Source organism: Actinotignum urematis (genome assembly GCF_051264595.1).
GTDB classification, from domain to species: Bacteria; Actinomycetota; Actinomycetes; order Actinomycetales; family Actinomycetaceae; genus Actinotignum; species Actinotignum timonense_A.
Map to the genome: position 1 here is coordinate 65,695 of NZ_JBOZBG010000005.1, position 16,707 is coordinate 82,401.

The window sequence follows — 16,707 nt, forward strand, 5'->3', positions numbered from 1 at the left end:
TGTCGCACCCCCGCGGTAGACTGTCGACCTAACAGCGAAGGCGTGGAAGGTGTGGAGGAGAGACATGAGTACACCACTGGATGAACCTTTGGCCGTGGCGGACCCGGAAGTAGCCGCGATTCTCACCGGGGAATTGCGCCGCCAGCAAGAAGGCTTGGAAATGATCGCGTCGGAGAATTTCGTATCCCGCGCGGTTCTGCAAGCCCAGGGCTCTGTTCTCACCAATAAGTACGCGGAAGGCTATCCCGGGCGGCGCTACTACGGGGGCTGCGAATGGGTGGATAAGGCCGAAACCCTCGCCATTGAGCGGGCAAAAAGCCTGTTCGGGGCTGATTACGCGAACGTGCAACCCCATTCGGGGGCCTCGGCGAACGCCGCCGTGTACCACGCGATGGTGAAACCAGGGGGCAAAGTTCTGGGCATGGCCCTCGATCAGGGCGGGCATCTTACCCACGGCATGAAACTCAATTTCTCCGGGCGCAACTATGAGGTAGCCGCCTACCACGTCAATCCGGAAACTTATCTTCTCGATATGGATGAGGTGCGTGAAACCGCGCTGCGCGAACGCCCCGCCATGATTATCGCCGGGTGGTCCGCCTACCCGCGCCACCTGGATTTCGCGGCTTTCCGTTCCATCGCTGATGAAGTTGGCGCGGTGCTGTGGACGGATATGGCCCATTTCGCCGGCCTGGTTGCCGCCGGGCTGCACCCCAATCCCCTCCCGTACTCGGATGTGGTCACCACCACCATCCACAAAACCCTGGGCGGGCCCCGCTCGGGAATGATTCTCTCTGCCCGCGGGGAAGAATACGGGAAAAAGCTCAATTCCGCGGTGTTCCCGGGCAACCAGGGTGGCCCGCTTATGCACGTGGTTGCCGCGAAAGCGGTGGCCCTCGGCTACGCGGCCACAGAAGAATTCCGTGAGCGCCAGCGCCGCACCCTGGAAGGCGCCCAGATCCTGGCAGCCCGGCTCACGGAAGCCGATGTGGCGCAGGCAGGCATCTCGATTATTTCCGGGGGTACGGATGTGCACCTGGTCCTCGTGGATCTGCGCAATGCCGCGATCAACGGCCGGGAAGGGGAGGACCTGCTGGGTAGCATCGGTATCACCGTCAACCGCAACGGGGTTCCCTATGACCCGCGCCCGCCCTTCGTCACTTCCGGGCTGCGCATTGGCACCCCGGCCTTGGCCACCCGCGGCTTCGGCCCGGAAGAATTCACGGAGGTTGCCGATATTATCGCCCGCGCTCTCATCGCCGGGCACTCCGCACCGGTGGAGGAGCTACGTGCCCGGGTGCGCGCGCTCGCGGACCGTTTCCCGCTCTACGCCGGCCTCGATCAGGTCGGGGGCGGTTCTGGCGCTCCAGGCGCATCGGGCACTTCGGGCGCATCCGGAAACGGCTGCTGCGGCGGGCACGCAGCTAGTGCCGCCCCTGGAAGCACCTGTGCACAGAGCGGTGAAGGCGAGTAATGGCAGCGCAACTTTTGGACGGGCGCGCGGTTGCCGCCGCTATCAAAGATGAACTGCGGGTGCGGGTGGAAGCCCTGCGCGCTCGCGGCTACACTCCCGGACTCGGCACCGTGCTGGTGGGTGATGACCCGGCCTCCGCGGCGTATGTACGCGGCAAACACCGCGATTGCGCGGAGGTGGGTATCGCCTCTCTGCAAGTAGAACTGCCGGCTAGCGCCACCGCGGCAGAAGTGGCCGCTGCGCTGCGCGATCTCAATACCAACCCGGCCTGCACCGGGTACATTCTCCAACTTCCGCTCCCAGCCGGGCTTCCCGAAGCTCGCCTCATCGAAGCGATTGACCCGGATAAAGATGCCGACGGGCTCCACCCGATCAACCTCGGGCGCTTGGTGGCAAGCGTGAGCTGCCAGCTCACCTCCCCGCTGCCCTGCACCCCGGCCGGCATCGTGGAGCTGATCGAACGCCACGGGCTCAACCTTGCCGGCAAACACGTAGTGGTCCTCGGGCGCGGAATCACGGTGGGAAGAAGCATCGGCCTTCTGCTCACCCGGAAAAATATCAATGCCACCGTCACGCTCTGCCACACCGGCACCTCGAATATTCCCGAGCTGTGCCAGCGCGCTGATGTTATTATCGCCGCGGTGGGCCGGGCTGGTTTCGTTCGCCCGGAATGGGTGGCCCCCGGAGCCGTCGTTATTGATGTGGGAGTAACCCGGGAGCGCACCGCGGAAGGAAAATGGCGCACCCTCGGGGATGTAGACCCGGCCGTGCGCGATCACGCAGCCTGGGTATCACCCAATCCCGGCGGGGTGGGCCCGATGACCCGCGTCATGCTGCTCAGCAACGTCGTAGATATGGCCGAACGCTGCGCTGCGGAGCAGGATGGGGCGAAGCCACGCAGTGCAGTAGGCGGCGCAGTCGGCCCGGACGCGCCGGCGCAGCGCGCAACCGAACAGCAGGGCCCAACAGAAGAGCACGCGGCCGCACAGATCCTCCCGGAGCAGTCCGGGGCAGGGCACGGAGGGGAATGAGATGCGGATAAGCACCGTCAACGTCAATGGAATTCGCGCGGCCGCGCGTAAAGGAATCGCGGCCTGGCTGGAAGCCACCGCCGCGGATATCATCCTGCTTCAAGAAGTGCGTGCCCCCGCGGATATCACCGCAGATATTTTCGCGGGAACCGGCTACCGGATCTACACGGCCGTTTCCGATATCAAAGGCCGGGCCGGAGTTGCGGTCGCGGTGCGGGAAGGCATCGGTGTGGGTGAGATCCGGAATCACCTGGGCGTGGGCGCGGATGGAAAGCCAGTCAGTGAAGAAGCTCCGGTGGATAGCGGGCGCTGGCTTGAAGTAGAACTCCCGGATTACCAGCTGCGGGTGGTGAGCGCCTACCTGCATTCGGGAGTGGCGGATAATCCAGAAAAGATGGCGGCAAAATACGCGCATCTGGAACGGGTAAGCGCCCGCTTAGCGCAATTTGATCCGGCCGCCCGCACCCTGGTCGCCGGAGATTTCAATATCGTCCATACCGAAGCCGATATTGAGAATTGGAAGTCTAACCACAATCGCACCTCCGGGGTGCTCGACGATGAAATCGCCTACCTGGATCGGTGGTTCGGTGGGCCCTGGGTGGATGTGCAACGCGCCCTGCTGGAACACAAGGGGCACGAAGGTAAAGGTCCCTACACCTGGTGGAGTCAGCGCGGCAAAGCTTTTGATAACAACGTGGGTTGGCGTATCGACTACCATATGGCCAGCCCTGCACTTGCCACCACCGCGCAAAGTTTCACCATCGGGAGGGCAGCCTCCTACGCTGAGCGCTGGTCCGACCACGCCCCACTCACGGTGGACTACCAACTCGAAGGCTAAACTCGTTGAGGAATCAAAAACTTCTGTTTTTGTCGTAGGCCTCACGTACCATGGCTATGTGACACAGCAGAACACAGTGATGGATAGGACTTCCCGGGCTTTCGGGGTGGATCAGCGCGGGCGGCAAGCCGCCCGGCGGGGTGCACCCAGCGGGGCCCGGGTGGCGGAAAGCGGCATGGGCGGCGTCGTACATAAAGGAAAAGCCCTCGTTGAATGGGTGCAAGGCACGCGCATTATGCGGGGGATCGGCCGCTACGGTAAAGCCCGCGGGGGCCTGCTCGCCGGTGGAATCGCCTACTCGGCGCTTTTCGCCATCACCGCGGCCCTCACCATTTCCTGGACCGTGTTTATGGCCACCCTCGGCAGGAACGCGCAGCTGCGGGAAACCGTGGTGGATGCCGTCAATGCGGCCCTGCCCGGCATCCTTCAAGATTCCTCCGGGGAAGGGCTCATCAACCCCGATGACCTCATCCTTTCGGGAACCTCGGTGGTGGCAACCATCATCGCGGGCGCCGTGCTGTTGTGGACGGCCATGTCCATTATGGCCGGGCTCTCCACCGCCATCGGAGCCATGTTCGGCGTGAATCAGCGAACCGAAAACGGGGCGGTGAGTATCCTCTTCAGGCTGGCCGGATTCGTGGTGCTCGCCCTGGGGATCCTCACCTCCGCGATCATCGGCTCCCTCGTCGGCTCGGTAGGAACCCTGCTCCTCACCCACCTGGGGTTGGACGGAGCCCTCGTGCAATTCGGAACTAAAATCGCGGTCTTCCTGCTCGCGGCCACCGTCGATGCGCTCGTCATCATGTTCATTATTCGCTTCACCTCCGGGATTCGGGTACCCCGCCGCGATTTCATCACGGGGGCGGCCCTCGGTGCGCTTCTCCTCTCCATCATTCGGGTGGTCGGTACCTCCGCGGTATCCAGCGTGTCCGGCAACCCGCTCCTCGCTCCTTTCGCCGCTATCGCCACCTTGCTGCTCTGGCTCAACCTCGCTTCGCGTATCGTGCTCATGGTCTCCGCCTATATGGCGAACCCGCCCCGGGCTTATGTGGCGCAGGACCCGGAAGAACTGCGGGCTACCACCACTCCCAATTACGTCACCCTTTCCGTTCCGGAAACACTCACGTGGCCGCATGATCCCATCACGGGTTCCCTGCTGCCCGAACCGGATAACGCCACCGAAGATGAGGAAGAAGAGCTTCCCGAATGGGGTGGTTTGGCCGGGAACCTGGCTCGCCGCCGGGCCGAAAAGCTAGAATCAAAGGCGCGTGAGGCGCAGCTCAAAGCTGAGGAAGCTCGCGCGCACTACGTGAACGGGCAACGCGAACTCGCCCGCTCGCAGCGAAAGGACAGCTAGGCGTGACATTCCATGCGATTATTCCCGCCGGGGGAGCCGGCTCACGGCTGTGGCCACTCTCGCGGGCCAGCCACCCGAAATTCCTGGTCGATTTTGGATCAGGGCACACCATGATTCACGATACGGTGACCCGGCTCGCCCCGCTGGCATCGAGTATCTACACCGTGACGGGCACCGCCCATGCCGCGGCCGTCCGCGAGCAACTCACCGATATCCACACGCCCCTCCACTACGTGGTTGAACCGAGCCCGCGCGGCACCATGGCCGCCATCGGTATCGCTGCCGCACTCGCTCATCGCTCCGACCCGGATGCCCTGGTCGGTTCCTTCGCGGCCGATCACCGCATCTCCAATACCGCGGCCTTCACCGCGGCCGTACGCACCGCGCTGCGCGCCGCAGAGCACGGCTACCTGGTTACCCTCGGGATTACCCCGACCGGGCCGGCCACCGGGTTCGGCTACATTCGCGCCGGTGGGCCGCTCGCTGGCGGGTCGCGCGCTGGCGAGTCGCTCGCCAGTGGGCCGCTCGCGGGCGATACCGCTGCCTTAGCGGTAGAAAAATTCGTGGAAAAACCGGATGCGGATACTGCCGCAAGCTATCTGGCGCAGGGTGGTTACTACTGGAACGCCGGAATTTTTGTGGCCCGCGCGGCCACCCTCATGGATATGCTCACCGAATACCGCCCCGATATCGCGGCCCCGCTGCGCCAGCTAGCCCAGCTGTGGGATCTGGACTCGGCTCAGCAATCCGCGCAGGTAGAAGAACTATGGGCCTCCATCCCGAAGGAAGTCATCGACCGGGCGGTAGCCGAACCAGCCGCGGCAGCCGGGCGAGTGGCCGTGGTTCCCGCTGATATGGGCTGGTCCGATGTGGGGGATTACGATTCCCTCGCCGAAGGCATCCCCGCCGGCGAACTCACCGCCCAGCGGGTTCCGGGAAGCACGGGGGCTCCGGTGCTCGCCATTGATGCGCCGGATTCACTGGTGTACAGCTCGGCGAAGCCCGTCGTCGTAGTAGGAGTGCCGGGCGCCGTCGTTATTGATACCGAAAACGCACTTTTGGTGACCACGCGGGAGAAAGCACAGGACGTCAAAAAGGCCGTCGACGGTCTGGACGCGGCAGGGCTCAGGGATCTGAGATAGTTTTCCGCTCCGCGTAGCGGGGTGGAAGGCGCGCAGGCAGCGAAGGACAATAGAAACCATGAACACACGCGACTATCGGCGCGGGGCGCAAACCCGGCGCGGCACCCAGATTCCGCCCGTCACCGCGGATACCAAGCTGCTCTCCAACCGCAGCAACGGGGACTGGACCCTCAGCGACCCGTGGCGAGTGCTGCGCATCCAATCCGAATTCGTGGAAGGATTCGGGGCGCTCGCCCACGTGCCGCCCTGCGTCTCGATTTTCGGTTCGGCGCGCACCGGGCGCGAATCCCGCTACTACCGGGTGGCCGAAGAAACCGCCGATATCCTCAGCCAGCAGGGCTTCGGGATTATTACCGGGGGCGGGCCGGGGATTATGGAAGCCGCCAATAAAGGCGCCGCGGCCAATGACGGCCTCTCCATCGGCCTCGGGATCGAACTCCCGCACGAACAGGGCCTCAACGAATACGTCAATCTCGGCATTGAATTCCGCTACTTCTTCGTGCGTAAAACAATGTTCCTCAAGTATTCCCAAGGCTTCGTGGTACTCCCGGGCGGTTTCGGCACCCTCGACGAACTCTTCGAAGCCCTCACCCTGGTACAAACCGGTAAAGTTGCCGGATTCCCGGTGGTGCTGGTGGGCAGTGATTTCTGGGGTGGCCTCGTGGAGTGGATCCGCGGGCGCCTCGTCAGCGAAGGTATGATTTCGCCCGCAGATCCGAATGTTTTCACCGTGGTGGATACCGCTCGCGAGGCTGTTGATGCTCTTATCGCAGGTCAGCGCTCCCTCACGGCGGAACAAGCCACGCGACAAGCTCGCCGCGAACAGGTGGCAGACTTCTAGTAGAATTAGGGGTGACGTTAGTCGCATAGTTGCGGCGAACAGGAAGGAAACCACTATGGCAGCTATGAAGCCACGCACAGGTGATGGGCCGCTGGAAGTCGAACGTGAAGCGCGCGGAATCGTGGTTCGTATTCCGGTGGATGGCGGCGGACGCCTCGTCCTAGAACTCAACGACGAAGAATGCGTCAGCCTCAAAGAAGCTCTCGCAAGCGTGGAGAAGTAACCACCACCAACCTATCTGTACCTACTACCTATCCGGGGGCCAGCCAGCGGGCGCGGCCCCCGGATGCTATGCGCTCGGAGCGCGCGGAGTGCTCGGAAACCCGGACACTATGTGTTCAGGAACCGGCGGATAGTATGCGTTCAGGAACCGGCGTGCTCAAGCGTGTCGCGGTTGGATCTGAAGGGCAGCCCGGTTAGATCCGGAGGGCGGTTCGGTTAACGCAGGCGGCAGACCAGCACGCCATCGCCGAGAGGCACCAGGCTGCTATCGAGTTCTTCGGCCCGCATAAGCGCCTTAATGAGGTGCCGTATCGCGACGACGGGTTCTTCGCGGCGTGCCGGATCAGCCACTTTGCCGCCTTGAAGGGCGCCAGCCACCACCAGGAGGCCGCCGGGTCGCAAAATCCGCAATGCTTCTTCACAGTCGCCGGCAGCCTCGAGGGGATCGCCGTCGACAAGAACCATATCGTAGGAGCGGGCCGCTAGCCGCGGCAAAATATCCGCACTGCGCCCGTTAATAATGCGCACTTTCCCGGGCCTGGCCCCAGCCCGAGCGAAGAGCGAGCGGGCCACGTGCTGGGCTTCGGACTCCACGTCAATCGTGGTGAGGTGAATATCCCCGGCGCGCAGCAGGTAGAGGCCGGAAACTCCGCTGCCCGTCCCGATTTCCACCGCGTTCGTGACCTTTGCGCAGGCCGCCAGCACGGTGAGGAAGTTCCCGCAGGCCGGGCTCACGCAGCGGATGGAAAACTCAGCGGCGGTGGCGCGGGCCGCCCGGGTAATATCCCCCTCGATAACGGCGTCTTCAGCGTATGTCCACGCTAGGGTCCGATCGGACATAAGCCTCCTCCAAAACAGGGATCGTGCGCAGCAGTGTTTCTATCATAGTGCGCTGTGCCATGACGCGGGATACGCGCGCCGGGCTAAGCGGCAGGGCGCGCGCTGGACTAGTCAGCCGGCGACCCGCGCCGCGGCAGCTCTTGGATACGCGCTGCTAGGCCGCGCAGAATATCACGCGCGGGGGAGTCCACCATATCGAGGACGAATGGCGTCCCCGCATCGCAACCCTCCCGCAACGCCGGCTCCAGCGGAATCTGGGCGAGAAGCTCGACCGGATACCCGAGGGTCGCGCTGAGATTCGTGGCGACGAGCTGCCCGCCACCGGAACCAAAAATAGTATTTTTTGTTCCGTCCGGTAGTTCCAGGTAGGACATATTTTCGACGACGCCGATAACAGTCTGCTCAGTTTGCTTGGAAACTGCACCGGCCCGTTCAGCCACGTCCGCGGCAGCAGTTTGCGGCGTCGTGACAACGAGGATATCCGCGCGGGGCAGCATCTGTGCCAAAGAAATAGCGACGTCGCCCGTCCCCGGGGGTAAATCGAGGAAAACAAAATCGAGATCCCCCCAGTACACGTCCGCGAAGAATTGTTCGAGGGCCTTGTGGAGCATGGGGCCGCGCCAAACCACCGGGGTATTCCCGGGCACAAACATGCCGATGGACATGACTTTCACGCCGTGGGCGACCGGGGGGATGATCATGCCGTTGAGCTGCTGGGCGGGGGTATCCACTCCCATCATCCCGGGGATGGAAAAACCGTAAATATCGGCATCGATGAGGCCTACGCGTTGGCCGGTGGCGGCCAGGGCAACCGCGAGATTCGCGGCGACGGAGGATTTACCGACACCGCCTTTTCCGGAGGCCACCGCAATAACGCGGGTGGGGGAGTCGGGGCGCGCGAAAGAGATCTCCCGGGTGGTGCGCCCCCCGCGCAGCTTCTGCTGGAGGTGCTGTACCTGGAGAGGCGTCATAGCACCCATGGTGATGGTGATAGTACCTACGCCCTCAAGTGGGGAAATGGCTTCGCGGACTTCCTTTTCGATGACGTCTTGGCGCGGGCAGTGCACGGTGGTGAGAAGCACCGTGAGGGTGACATTACCTTCCGGGCTTACCCGCAGCCCGTGGATCATATCCAGTTCGGTAATCGGGTGGCGTAGCTCCGGGTCGATGACCCCGGAGAGGGCTTCCAGAACCCGATCCTTGGTGAGGGTAGTGGCCGCGGGTGAGCGCGGCACCGAATTGGAAACAGGATCACTCGTGGGCACCGGGCTCCTCCCTAGGGCGGTCGAGCGCGGCGCGGGCGTGGTCATCTCCCGGATCAACGGGAGTATCACGGGCTTCGCGCTGGGCTTTGACCGCATCGAGTTCTTCTTGCAATTCGCGGATGCGTTCTTCGCGTTCGGCGGCGCGGTCAATATTGCGGTCATCCAGTTCGTGGAGTAAATCGCGCAATTCCGAACGCACAAAATCACGGGTGGCCATATCGCCCACCGCATCGCGTAAACCCGCAATTTCACGCATGAGGTATTCGGTATCCGCCAGGTTCCGATCCGCCCGCTGGCGGTCCTGCTCAGCGCTCACCTTATCCCGGGCATCCTGGCGGTTCTGGGCTAGCAGGATGAGGGGCGAGGCGTAGGAGGCCTGTAAGGAAAGCATGAGCGTGAGCGCGGTGAAACCGAATTCAGCAGAATCAAATTGCCATTTTTCGGGGGCCATGGTGTTCCACGCCAGCCACGCCACCACGAAAATGGTCAGGTAAACCAGGAAACTCGCGGTGCCCTGGAAGCGGGCAATGCTTTCCGCGGCGCGCCCGGCAGCTTCCGGATCCTTGCGGCGCCGGCGCCGAAACAAGCGGCTGCGGCGTTCGAGTGGTTCATTGAAATCATTAGCCACGGTTCACCTCGTTCGTCGTGGATGCGGTGGCGTTTTCGGAATCCGTGCCCTCCCAGGAATCGTCCATATCACGCCAATCCTCGGGGAGGAGGTGGTCGAGAACGTCGTCAACCGAGACCGCCCCGAGGAGGAGCCCCTGGTCTACTACCGGGACAGCGGTGAGGTTATAGGTGGCTAATTCGCGGGTGACTGAACCGATGGGGGCTTCCGGATCCACACCTTCGGTATTGCGATCCAGAATGGAACCGAGCATCGTGGTCGGGGGTTCGCGCAGCGCCCGCTGGATATGTACTGCGCCCAGATACCGCCCCGTGGGAGTTTCCAAAGGCGGGCGGCACACAAAAGCTACCGCGGCCAGCGCCGGAGGAATATCCGGGCGGGAGGCTGCGGCCAGAGCTTGGGCGACCGTATCATCCGGGCCAAGGATCACCGGGTTGGGGGTCATGAGACCACCGGCGGTGCGCTCGTCATAGGTGAGGAGGCGGCGCACATCCTGCGCTTCGCCCTCACTCATGGAGTCGAGGAGGATCGCGGCTGTTTCAGAAGGAAGATCGGCCATGAGGTCGGCTGCGTCGTCGGGCTGCATCACGTCCAGAACGTCACCGGCACGTTCCACATCCAAGCCGGCCAGCACCGTGACGCGGTCCTCATCACCGAGTTCTTCCAGGACGTCCGCGAGCTTTTCGTCCGTAAGCTCCCGGGCGACCGATTGCATCCGTTCCTCGGGTAGATCACGCAAAATTTCCGCAATATCCCACGGCTTGAGATCCACCAGCTGGGAGACGATGGAAGCGGCTCCCTGGGTGTGGCTCGCGGTGGACAGGCCGGCCACTTCGCTCACCTTGAGGATTTCCGAATGGCGGGAATTCGTGCCGATTCCGCGCACATACACCTGGGTGAGGCCCCATTCGCGCCCGCGCAGCGGCTCAATGGCCGCGTCTACGACGCTCATGCGGGTGCCGGTTTCCCGCACCACCACTTCGCGGTCAATGAGCTGGGCCATAACGAGTGTTTCCGAACTGCGCTGCTGGAAGCGCCGCATATTGAGCACACCCGTAATGATGACCTGGCCGTTCGCGATGGAGGTGACGCGGGTAATGGGCAGGAAGACCCGCCGCCGCCCCACCACATCAATGGTGAGCCCGACCGCGGACGGTACCCCTTTGACGCGGAACACCACGACGACATCATGGACGGTACCCACCTGGTCGCCAATGGGATCGTAGACGGGGGTACCGGCCAGCCGCCCAATAAAAACGCGAGAATTTTGCGAGGTTTTCATTAGCGCTGCACCCGCGTGAACCATTCTTCGATATCAGCGATGGTCCGCGGTATATCTTCCGAGAGGCGCTCAGCGCCGTTTTCCGTGATGAGGATATCGTCCTCGATGCGCACCCCGATTCCGCGGAAACGTTCGGGAACTTTGAGGTCATCTTCGCGGAAGTACAGGCCCGGTTCGATGGTGAAGACCATCCCCGGTTTCAATTCCGCATCCAGGTACATATCCCGGCGAGCGGCCGCGCAGTCATGCACATCCAAGCCGAGGTGATGGGAGGTGCCGTGCGGCATCCAACGCCGGTGATACTGGCCTTCGGGGGCCAGGGACTGCGCGGCAGTGCCGGGGAGCATGCCCCACTTTTCCAGGTACGCGGCAATAACTTCCATGGCGGCGGCGTGCACATCCTTGAATTTCACGCCGGGGGTGCCGGCCACCTCCAGGGCGCGCTCAGCAGCTTCCAACACGGCGTTATAGACCTCCGCCTGTTCTTCCGTGAAAGTGCCAGTGACCGGGAGGGTGCGGGTGATATCCGCGGTGTAGAGAGAATCGAGTTCCACCCCAGCATCCACGAGGATGAGATCACCTTCGCGGACCTCACCATCATTCGTCATCCAATGGAGAGTATTGGCGTGGTTGCCGGAGGCGGCGATGGTGTCATATCCCAGGCCGTTGCCTTCTTCGCGGGCACGGGCGAAGAAGGCCCCTTCCACCACGCGTTCCCCGCGATGGTGGGCAACCGCGCGCGGCAGGCTACGAATAATCTCATCGAAACCGGAGTAGGTGGCCTCCACCGCCTTGCGCATTTCCCGCACTTCAAAATCATCTTTAATGAGGCGGAGTTCGGAGAGGGCCTGGGCCAGTTCCACATCTTGGGCAGAATCCTGCGAAAGCCCGGCCGCGGCACGCAAGTCATTTACCTGCGCGGTGATCTGTTCCGATGCTTCGGCGAGCACCCGGATGCTCACCTGGCCTTCCCCGAGATCCTTCGCGAGGGCATCGGGAAGATTATCCAGGGAATCGGTGGCCAAGCCGGTGGCGCGGCTGACTTCTTCCAGGGAGGGACGCGCCCCCACCCAGAATTCCCCGTGGGCCGGATCCGAATAAAACTCTTCTGAGGAACGCGAGGCGCGCGGGTAGAAGTAGAGGGTGACATCATGCCCACCTTCTTCACGCGGATTGAAAACAAGGACCGCGCCGGGTTCTTGTTCCCCGCCCAGGCCGGTCATATGCGAGAAAGCAGAGTGGGCGCGGAAGCGGTAATCGGTGTCATTAGCGCGCACTTTCGTTTCCCCAGCCGGGATAACCAGCCGTTCACCCGGGAAAAGCGCGGAAAGGGCGGCGTGGCGGGCCGGCAAATAATCTGCCACTTCCGTGCGCGGTGCCGGTTCGGGCCGGGGCCCCCAATCCGAGCCCATGAACTCCCGAAACTCGAGGTTACTGGGCTGCTGAGAACGGTTATTTCCGCGGGCGCGCAAATTTTGCTGCGCAGTATCCTGATCGTGCTGTCCCTTGGTAGTCATACCGTCCATTATCGCACCCTTTGCCGACATAAAAAGCCCCGCGAACTTTTCCGGCGCCGCGGGCAGCGCTGGGGTGCGGGGCGGCGCCGCGGTTACCCGCGCCCCGGCCGGCGCCAGGAAGCACCGCGGCCCCGCGCCCCGGCCAACGCCGACTAAGCTGGAGAGCATGGCCATCGATACCCACACTCATTCCACCGCCTCCGATTCCACGGTCACTCCGCGCGAACTCGTGGAGGAAGCCAGGAGTATCGGCCTGACCGGAATTGCGCTCACCGACCACGATACGGTGGCCGGATGGGAGGAGGCCGCCGCAGCGGCGGCCTCCTGCGCCGTCGTACTTATCCGTGGCATGGAGTTGTCCACGAAATGGGAAGGGATCACCTGCCATATCCTCGGGTATCTTTTCGATCCGCATGATGGCGCGATTCAGGAGCATATAGCTACCACGCGGGCATCGCGGCTCACCCGCACCCGGGCCATTGTGGAAAAGCTCAGCGCGGACGTGCCTATCACCTGGGATGATGTAGTGGCTCATACGCCCCCGGGGGCAACCGTCGGGCGGCCCCATATTGCCGATGCCCTGGTGGCGGCCGGTGTAGTTCCCACCCGGAGCGCGGCTTTTACCCACTATCTTTCCGTGCACGGACCCTACTATGTGTCGCATTACGCGCCGCAGGCTTGCGAGGCAATCCGGATGGTCACGGCGGCGGGCGGGAAAGCGGTGCTGGCCCACCCGGTGGCGCCCGCCCGCAATAAGGTGGTGCCCGAGCGCGCTTTTGAGGAGATGGCCGCGGCCGGGCTATTCGGCGTGGAGCTGCGCCACCCGGAAAACGATCCGACGCTGGTACCGGGCCTGGAACGCATTGCGGCGCGTTTGCAACTGCGCGGTTTCGGGGCGAGTGATTATCACGGGCGCGGGAAAACGAATCGGCTCGGGCAATACACCACGAGCCCGGATACTATCGCCGAGCTGGTCGACGGTACCGCGTTGCCTGTGCTAGGTTAAAACGCGCTTCACTGCCGTAGCGTTCCGGCGGGAGCCGGGTACCTGCGAGCGCCATTCCTACCCGGCGCGGGCGCGGCCGTGAAAATTTTCAGGATGTCTTTTCGATTCTCGCGGGGATGTCCTAGGATGGTGTCGTTATAAGTCCGGCTCGGTGTAAAACCGCTCCTGCGGATGTGGAGGACCTGGTCGCCGGGGAGAATCAGGAGGTACTGCCCCGTGGCCGTCTTTGATGTCACGATCTTCTTGTCCACCTTCATGACCCTGTTCGTTATCGCCGACCCGCTAGGTAACCTCCCGGTTTTCATCGCGCTCACCGCGCGTAATACCAATAAGGAACGCAATCGCGCGGCCTGGCAGTCGGTCCTCACCTCCGCGATTGTGCTAGCGATTTTCGCGGTTTTCGGTAAATACATTCTGGATTTGCTGGGTATTACCACCGCCGCCATGCAGATTTCGGGCGGTATTTTGCTCTTGCTTGTCGCCCTCCAGCTCATGCAAGACGAATCCAATCCGCAAGAAGAAGAGGCAAAGGCTTCTTCGGTGAATATCGCCCTGGTTCCCATGGGGATTCCGCTGCTAGCCGGCCCCGGCGCGATCGTCGCCATCATGATCAAGGTGGAGGAATCCGGCGACACCCTGGGCGGCATCCTCGCGATTATCGCCGCTTTTATCCTGCTGCACATTATTGAATGGGTGGTATTGCGTTTCGCTTCGCCCATGCACCGGCTCCTCGGCGAGGGCGGCACGGTGTTCCTCACCCGCATTGCCGGGATGCTGCTGGCCGCTATTTCGGTGCAGCTCATTATTGCCGGCGCAGTTTCCGTGTGGCCGGGCGCCGCGTAGGTTCTTCTTTCCCACGCAATTCTTAAAGTTCAGGCGGGCACCTCCGGGAAATGTGGAGGTGCCCGCCTGCGCTTGTTAATCCGCCTTAGTCCAGTTTGCGGGAGAGTTTACGACGACGCCGTTGCGTTCCTGCCTGCTCGCTAACCGCGGGAGTTTCGGCCCGCGTGCGAGGGGTGCCGAGCTTGCGGCGGGTGCGCCCGGAAGCGCTGCGCTGCTCTTTTTCTTCAGTACGACGACGCCCGCTTCCCGAGCGCTGCCCCTCCGTCGTTGTGGCCGTGGACGTGGCACGGCGCGATCCACGGGTGGAAGAAGAACGCCGCTCGCTCCCGCGTTCGCGCGGGCCGCGGCGCCCGCCCTGGCGGGCCGAGCGACGCTGAGAATTCCTGCGCCCGCCTCGCGAATGGCCGGTTTCGCCCAGATCTTCGATCTCTTCGGCATCCAGACCGGCCAGCACCCGCTGGGATTCGGGGAGAGTAGAGCCAGCATCGGTGGGAATATCAAGATCGGTGTAGAGGTGATCTGAAGTGTGGTAGGTCTCTACCGGATCGGCCATCCCGAGGTTGAGCTGCTTGCTAATAAGCGACCAGCGGGGCATATCTTCCCAGTCCACGAAGGTGACCGCGGTGCCCTTATTTCCGGCCCGGCCGGTGCGCCCGATACGGTGGATGTAGATCTTTTCATCTTCGGGGCACTGATAGTTGATGACGTGGGTGACATCGTCCACGTCAATACCGCGGGCGGCAACATCGGTTGCAACAAGCACGTCAATCTTGCCTTTGCGGAAGGCCCGAAGGGTTTGTTCCCGGGCTCCCTGGCCCAGATCTCCGTGCAGGGATCCCACCGCGAATCCGCGTTCGCGCAAGGTATCGGCCAGGCGGGCCGCGTTGCGCTTGGTGCGGCAGAAAATAATGGAGCGATCCCGGCCGCGGGCCTGGAGGATACGCGCAACCACTTCGTCTTTATTCAGGGCGTGGACGCGGTAGGCAACCTGGCGAATATTTTTCACGGTGGCGCTGTCATCACCGGGGGTATGGGCGCGAATATGCGTCGGTTTCGTCATGTAGCGGCGCGCCATGGTGATGACGGGGCCGGGCATGGTTGCCGAGAAGAGCATGGTGTGGCGGGTAGGTGGAACGGCGGAGAGGATTTTTTCGACGTCGTCCAAAAAACCGAGGTCGAGCATTTCATCGGCCTCATCGAGGACCACGGTGCGCACCCGGCTGAGCACGAGGGTACCGTGTTTCATGAGGTCGATGATGCGGCCCGGGGTGCCCACCACGATTTCAACGCCCTTAGCCAGGGCTTCTTGCTGGGGTTCATAGGCGCGTCCACCGTAAATATCGACGATACGCAAGGTGCGGTGGGCGGCGGCGTTACGCAGCTCCAAAGCAACCTGTTTGGCCAGCTCACGGGTAGGAAGCACGACGAGTGCCTGGGGCTTACCCTGATCTGCCGGCGGGATATTCTCCCAACCTTCTTCTCCCGGGCCTATCGAGACTTCGAGGAGCGGGATACCGAAACCGAGAGTTTTTCCGGTGCCGGTTTTCGCCTGCCCGATAATGTCGTGCCCGGTCAGGGCAACGGGAAGAGTGAGTGCCTGGATCGGGAAGGGGTGGGTAATGCCGTGCTCTTCCAGGGCACGAACGATAGGTTCGGAAACTCCGAAATCCGCGAAAGACTTGGTTTCGAGGCCTTCACCTGTGCCGGTGATATCAGCGGCGGGGGAGGTGTCGGTGGGTTCATGAGCGCGGGAGGAATCAATCACTCCGGAAGCCATATGCTGTCCTTTCTGCGTGCGCTAGCGCGCACGAGCTAGGGGTGGGTGCAGCAGTTGCGATATATGCCACATCAGCCGATTACGCACCGGCGACCGAGCACGCCACCCGAGGTAGCAGCCGATCGCGACAATCCCCAGCGACCGGGCAGCTACACATATCAATCACGCCTGGAGGCGGTGTACACGACCTCAGGCTCCCGGCTATTCTACGGCACTACGCCGGCCGGGCCGCTGCGACCTCCCGCGCACCACGAATTTCCTAGAGACCGAAACCAACCCGGCGGGTATCCTGCTCGCGGATTTCCACGAAAGCAATAGCATCAGCGGGAATGGTTACCTCACGATTCTTCTTCGCGGTGATACGCAGGGGCTTGCCTTCTCCACCCAGGCTGGCATCGACAAGCGCGCGCAATTCCTCAACCGAGGCATCCGTTTCCAAAATCAGATCACGGGTAGTTTCACGAAAACCAATAACGATTTCCATATGTTTCTCCTTGAATACTCTAGGGATGCGGAGCCGGAGGGCACCGCCGCGAGAGAGCCGGATAGCTCATCTTCGCGATGCATTCACAGTAGCGTTTGCGATGCCTCCACAGTAGCGGCCCCTTACGACAAAAAATTTTGTCGTAAGCCTCTCGTATGGTTAA

15 protein-coding genes and 1 pseudogene are annotated in these 16,707 nt (G+C 62.6%); 9 read left to right on the top strand and 7 right to left on the bottom strand.

Annotated features, from left to right (window positions below):
* Window positions 1-64 precede the first annotated feature (64 nt).
* The 7 genes and pseudogenes from glyA (at window position 65) to ACRQDJ_RS04080 (ending at window position 6,903) form a co-directional block, all read left to right on the top strand.
* Window positions 65-1,471: a serine hydroxymethyltransferase gene (glyA, locus tag ACRQDJ_RS04050; RefSeq protein ID WP_284896705.1), complete on the top strand. Its 1,407-nt coding sequence runs from the start codon at window positions 65-67 to the stop codon at window positions 1,469-1,471.
* A pseudogene (locus ACRQDJ_RS04055) lies at window positions 1,471-2,337 on the top strand (bifunctional methylenetetrahydrofolate dehydrogenase/methenyltetrahydrofolate cyclohydrolase); the annotation flags it as partial. The gene glyA and the pseudogene ACRQDJ_RS04055, both read left to right, overlap by 1 nt.
* Window positions 2,338-2,503: 166 nt before the next feature.
* Complete coding sequence (locus tag ACRQDJ_RS04060) at window positions 2,504-3,340, top strand: exodeoxyribonuclease III (RefSeq protein WP_435717807.1); 837 nt, start codon at window positions 2,504-2,506, stop codon at window positions 3,338-3,340.
* A gap of 58 nt (window positions 3,341-3,398) precedes the next feature.
* Complete coding sequence (locus ACRQDJ_RS04065) at window positions 3,399-4,697, top strand: YihY/virulence factor BrkB family protein (protein WP_284896703.1); 1,299 nt, start codon at window positions 3,399-3,401, stop codon at window positions 4,695-4,697.
* Between the two features lie 2 nt (window positions 4,698-4,699).
* On the top strand, window positions 4,700-5,839 hold the full coding sequence (locus ACRQDJ_RS04070; RefSeq protein ID WP_435717809.1) for a mannose-1-phosphate guanylyltransferase: 1,140 nt from the start codon (window positions 4,700-4,702) through the stop codon (window positions 5,837-5,839).
* A 58-nt stretch (window positions 5,840-5,897) separates the two neighbouring features.
* Complete coding sequence (locus ACRQDJ_RS04075; RefSeq protein ID WP_435714869.1) at window positions 5,898-6,680, top strand: LOG family protein; 783 nt, start codon at window positions 5,898-5,900, stop codon at window positions 6,678-6,680.
* Between the two features lie 55 nt (window positions 6,681-6,735).
* Window positions 6,736-6,903 (top strand): DUF3117 domain-containing protein, encoded by a 168-nt coding sequence (locus ACRQDJ_RS04080; protein WP_016442993.1) that lies wholly within the window; start codon window positions 6,736-6,738, stop codon window positions 6,901-6,903.
* Window positions 6,904-7,118: 215 nt separating this feature from the next.
* Here ACRQDJ_RS04080 and ACRQDJ_RS04085 read toward each other — a convergent pair whose 3' ends face one another.
* From ACRQDJ_RS04085 to ACRQDJ_RS04105, 5 genes are all read right to left on the bottom strand, one after another.
* Window positions 7,119-7,742 (bottom strand): O-methyltransferase, encoded by a 624-nt coding sequence (locus ACRQDJ_RS04085; RefSeq protein ID WP_284889137.1) that lies wholly within the window; start codon window positions 7,740-7,742, stop codon window positions 7,119-7,121.
* Window positions 7,743-7,849: 107 nt separating this feature from the next.
* Window positions 7,850-9,007 carry an Mrp/NBP35 family ATP-binding protein gene (locus tag ACRQDJ_RS04090; RefSeq protein WP_284889135.1) on the bottom strand — a complete coding sequence of 386 codons (1,158 nt, stop codon included), beginning with the start codon at window positions 9,005-9,007 and terminating at the stop codon, window positions 7,850-7,852.
* Window positions 8,994-9,635 (bottom strand): DUF1003 domain-containing protein, encoded by a 642-nt coding sequence (locus ACRQDJ_RS04095; RefSeq protein ID WP_026429524.1) that lies wholly within the window; start codon window positions 9,633-9,635, stop codon window positions 8,994-8,996. The genes ACRQDJ_RS04090 and ACRQDJ_RS04095 overlap by 14 nt, the downstream gene beginning before the upstream one ends.
* A complete protein-coding gene (locus ACRQDJ_RS04100) occupies window positions 9,628-10,917 on the bottom strand; it encodes a magnesium transporter MgtE N-terminal domain-containing protein (RefSeq protein WP_284889132.1) in 1,290 nt (429 codons plus the stop codon). Before ACRQDJ_RS04100 ends, ACRQDJ_RS04095 begins: the two co-directional genes overlap by 8 nt.
* Entirely contained in the window at window positions 10,917-12,443 is a 1,527-nt protein-coding gene (locus ACRQDJ_RS04105) for an aminopeptidase P family protein (RefSeq protein WP_284889130.1), read from the bottom strand. Before ACRQDJ_RS04105 ends, ACRQDJ_RS04100 begins: the two co-directional genes overlap by 1 nt.
* Window positions 12,444-12,600: 157 nt before the next feature.
* Here ACRQDJ_RS04105 and ACRQDJ_RS04110 point away from each other — a divergent pair, with 157 nt between their 5' ends.
* Together ACRQDJ_RS04110 and ACRQDJ_RS04115 are read left to right on the top strand one after the other, a co-directional pair.
* Window positions 12,601-13,440, top strand: coding sequence for a PHP domain-containing protein (locus tag ACRQDJ_RS04110; RefSeq protein WP_284889129.1), 840 nt, complete (start codon window positions 12,601-12,603; stop codon window positions 13,438-13,440).
* Window positions 13,441-13,656: 216 nt separating this feature from the next.
* A complete protein-coding gene (locus tag ACRQDJ_RS04115) occupies window positions 13,657-14,283 on the top strand; it encodes a MarC family protein (RefSeq protein ID WP_026429521.1) in 627 nt (208 codons plus the stop codon).
* An 85-nt stretch (window positions 14,284-14,368) separates the two neighbouring features.
* Here ACRQDJ_RS04115 and ACRQDJ_RS04120 read toward each other — a convergent pair whose 3' ends face one another.
* Both ACRQDJ_RS04120 and ACRQDJ_RS04125 read right to left on the bottom strand, forming a co-directional pair.
* Window positions 14,369-16,060: a DEAD/DEAH box helicase gene (locus ACRQDJ_RS04120; RefSeq protein ID WP_284889128.1), complete on the bottom strand. Its 1,692-nt coding sequence runs from the start codon at window positions 16,058-16,060 to the stop codon at window positions 14,369-14,371.
* Between the two features lie 259 nt (window positions 16,061-16,319).
* The gene (locus tag ACRQDJ_RS04125; protein WP_087070621.1) at window positions 16,320-16,544 is read right to left on the bottom strand and encodes a DUF3107 domain-containing protein; all 225 of its coding nucleotides are present in this window, start codon (window positions 16,542-16,544) and stop codon (window positions 16,320-16,322) included.
* Window positions 16,545-16,707: the final 163 nt, after the last annotated feature.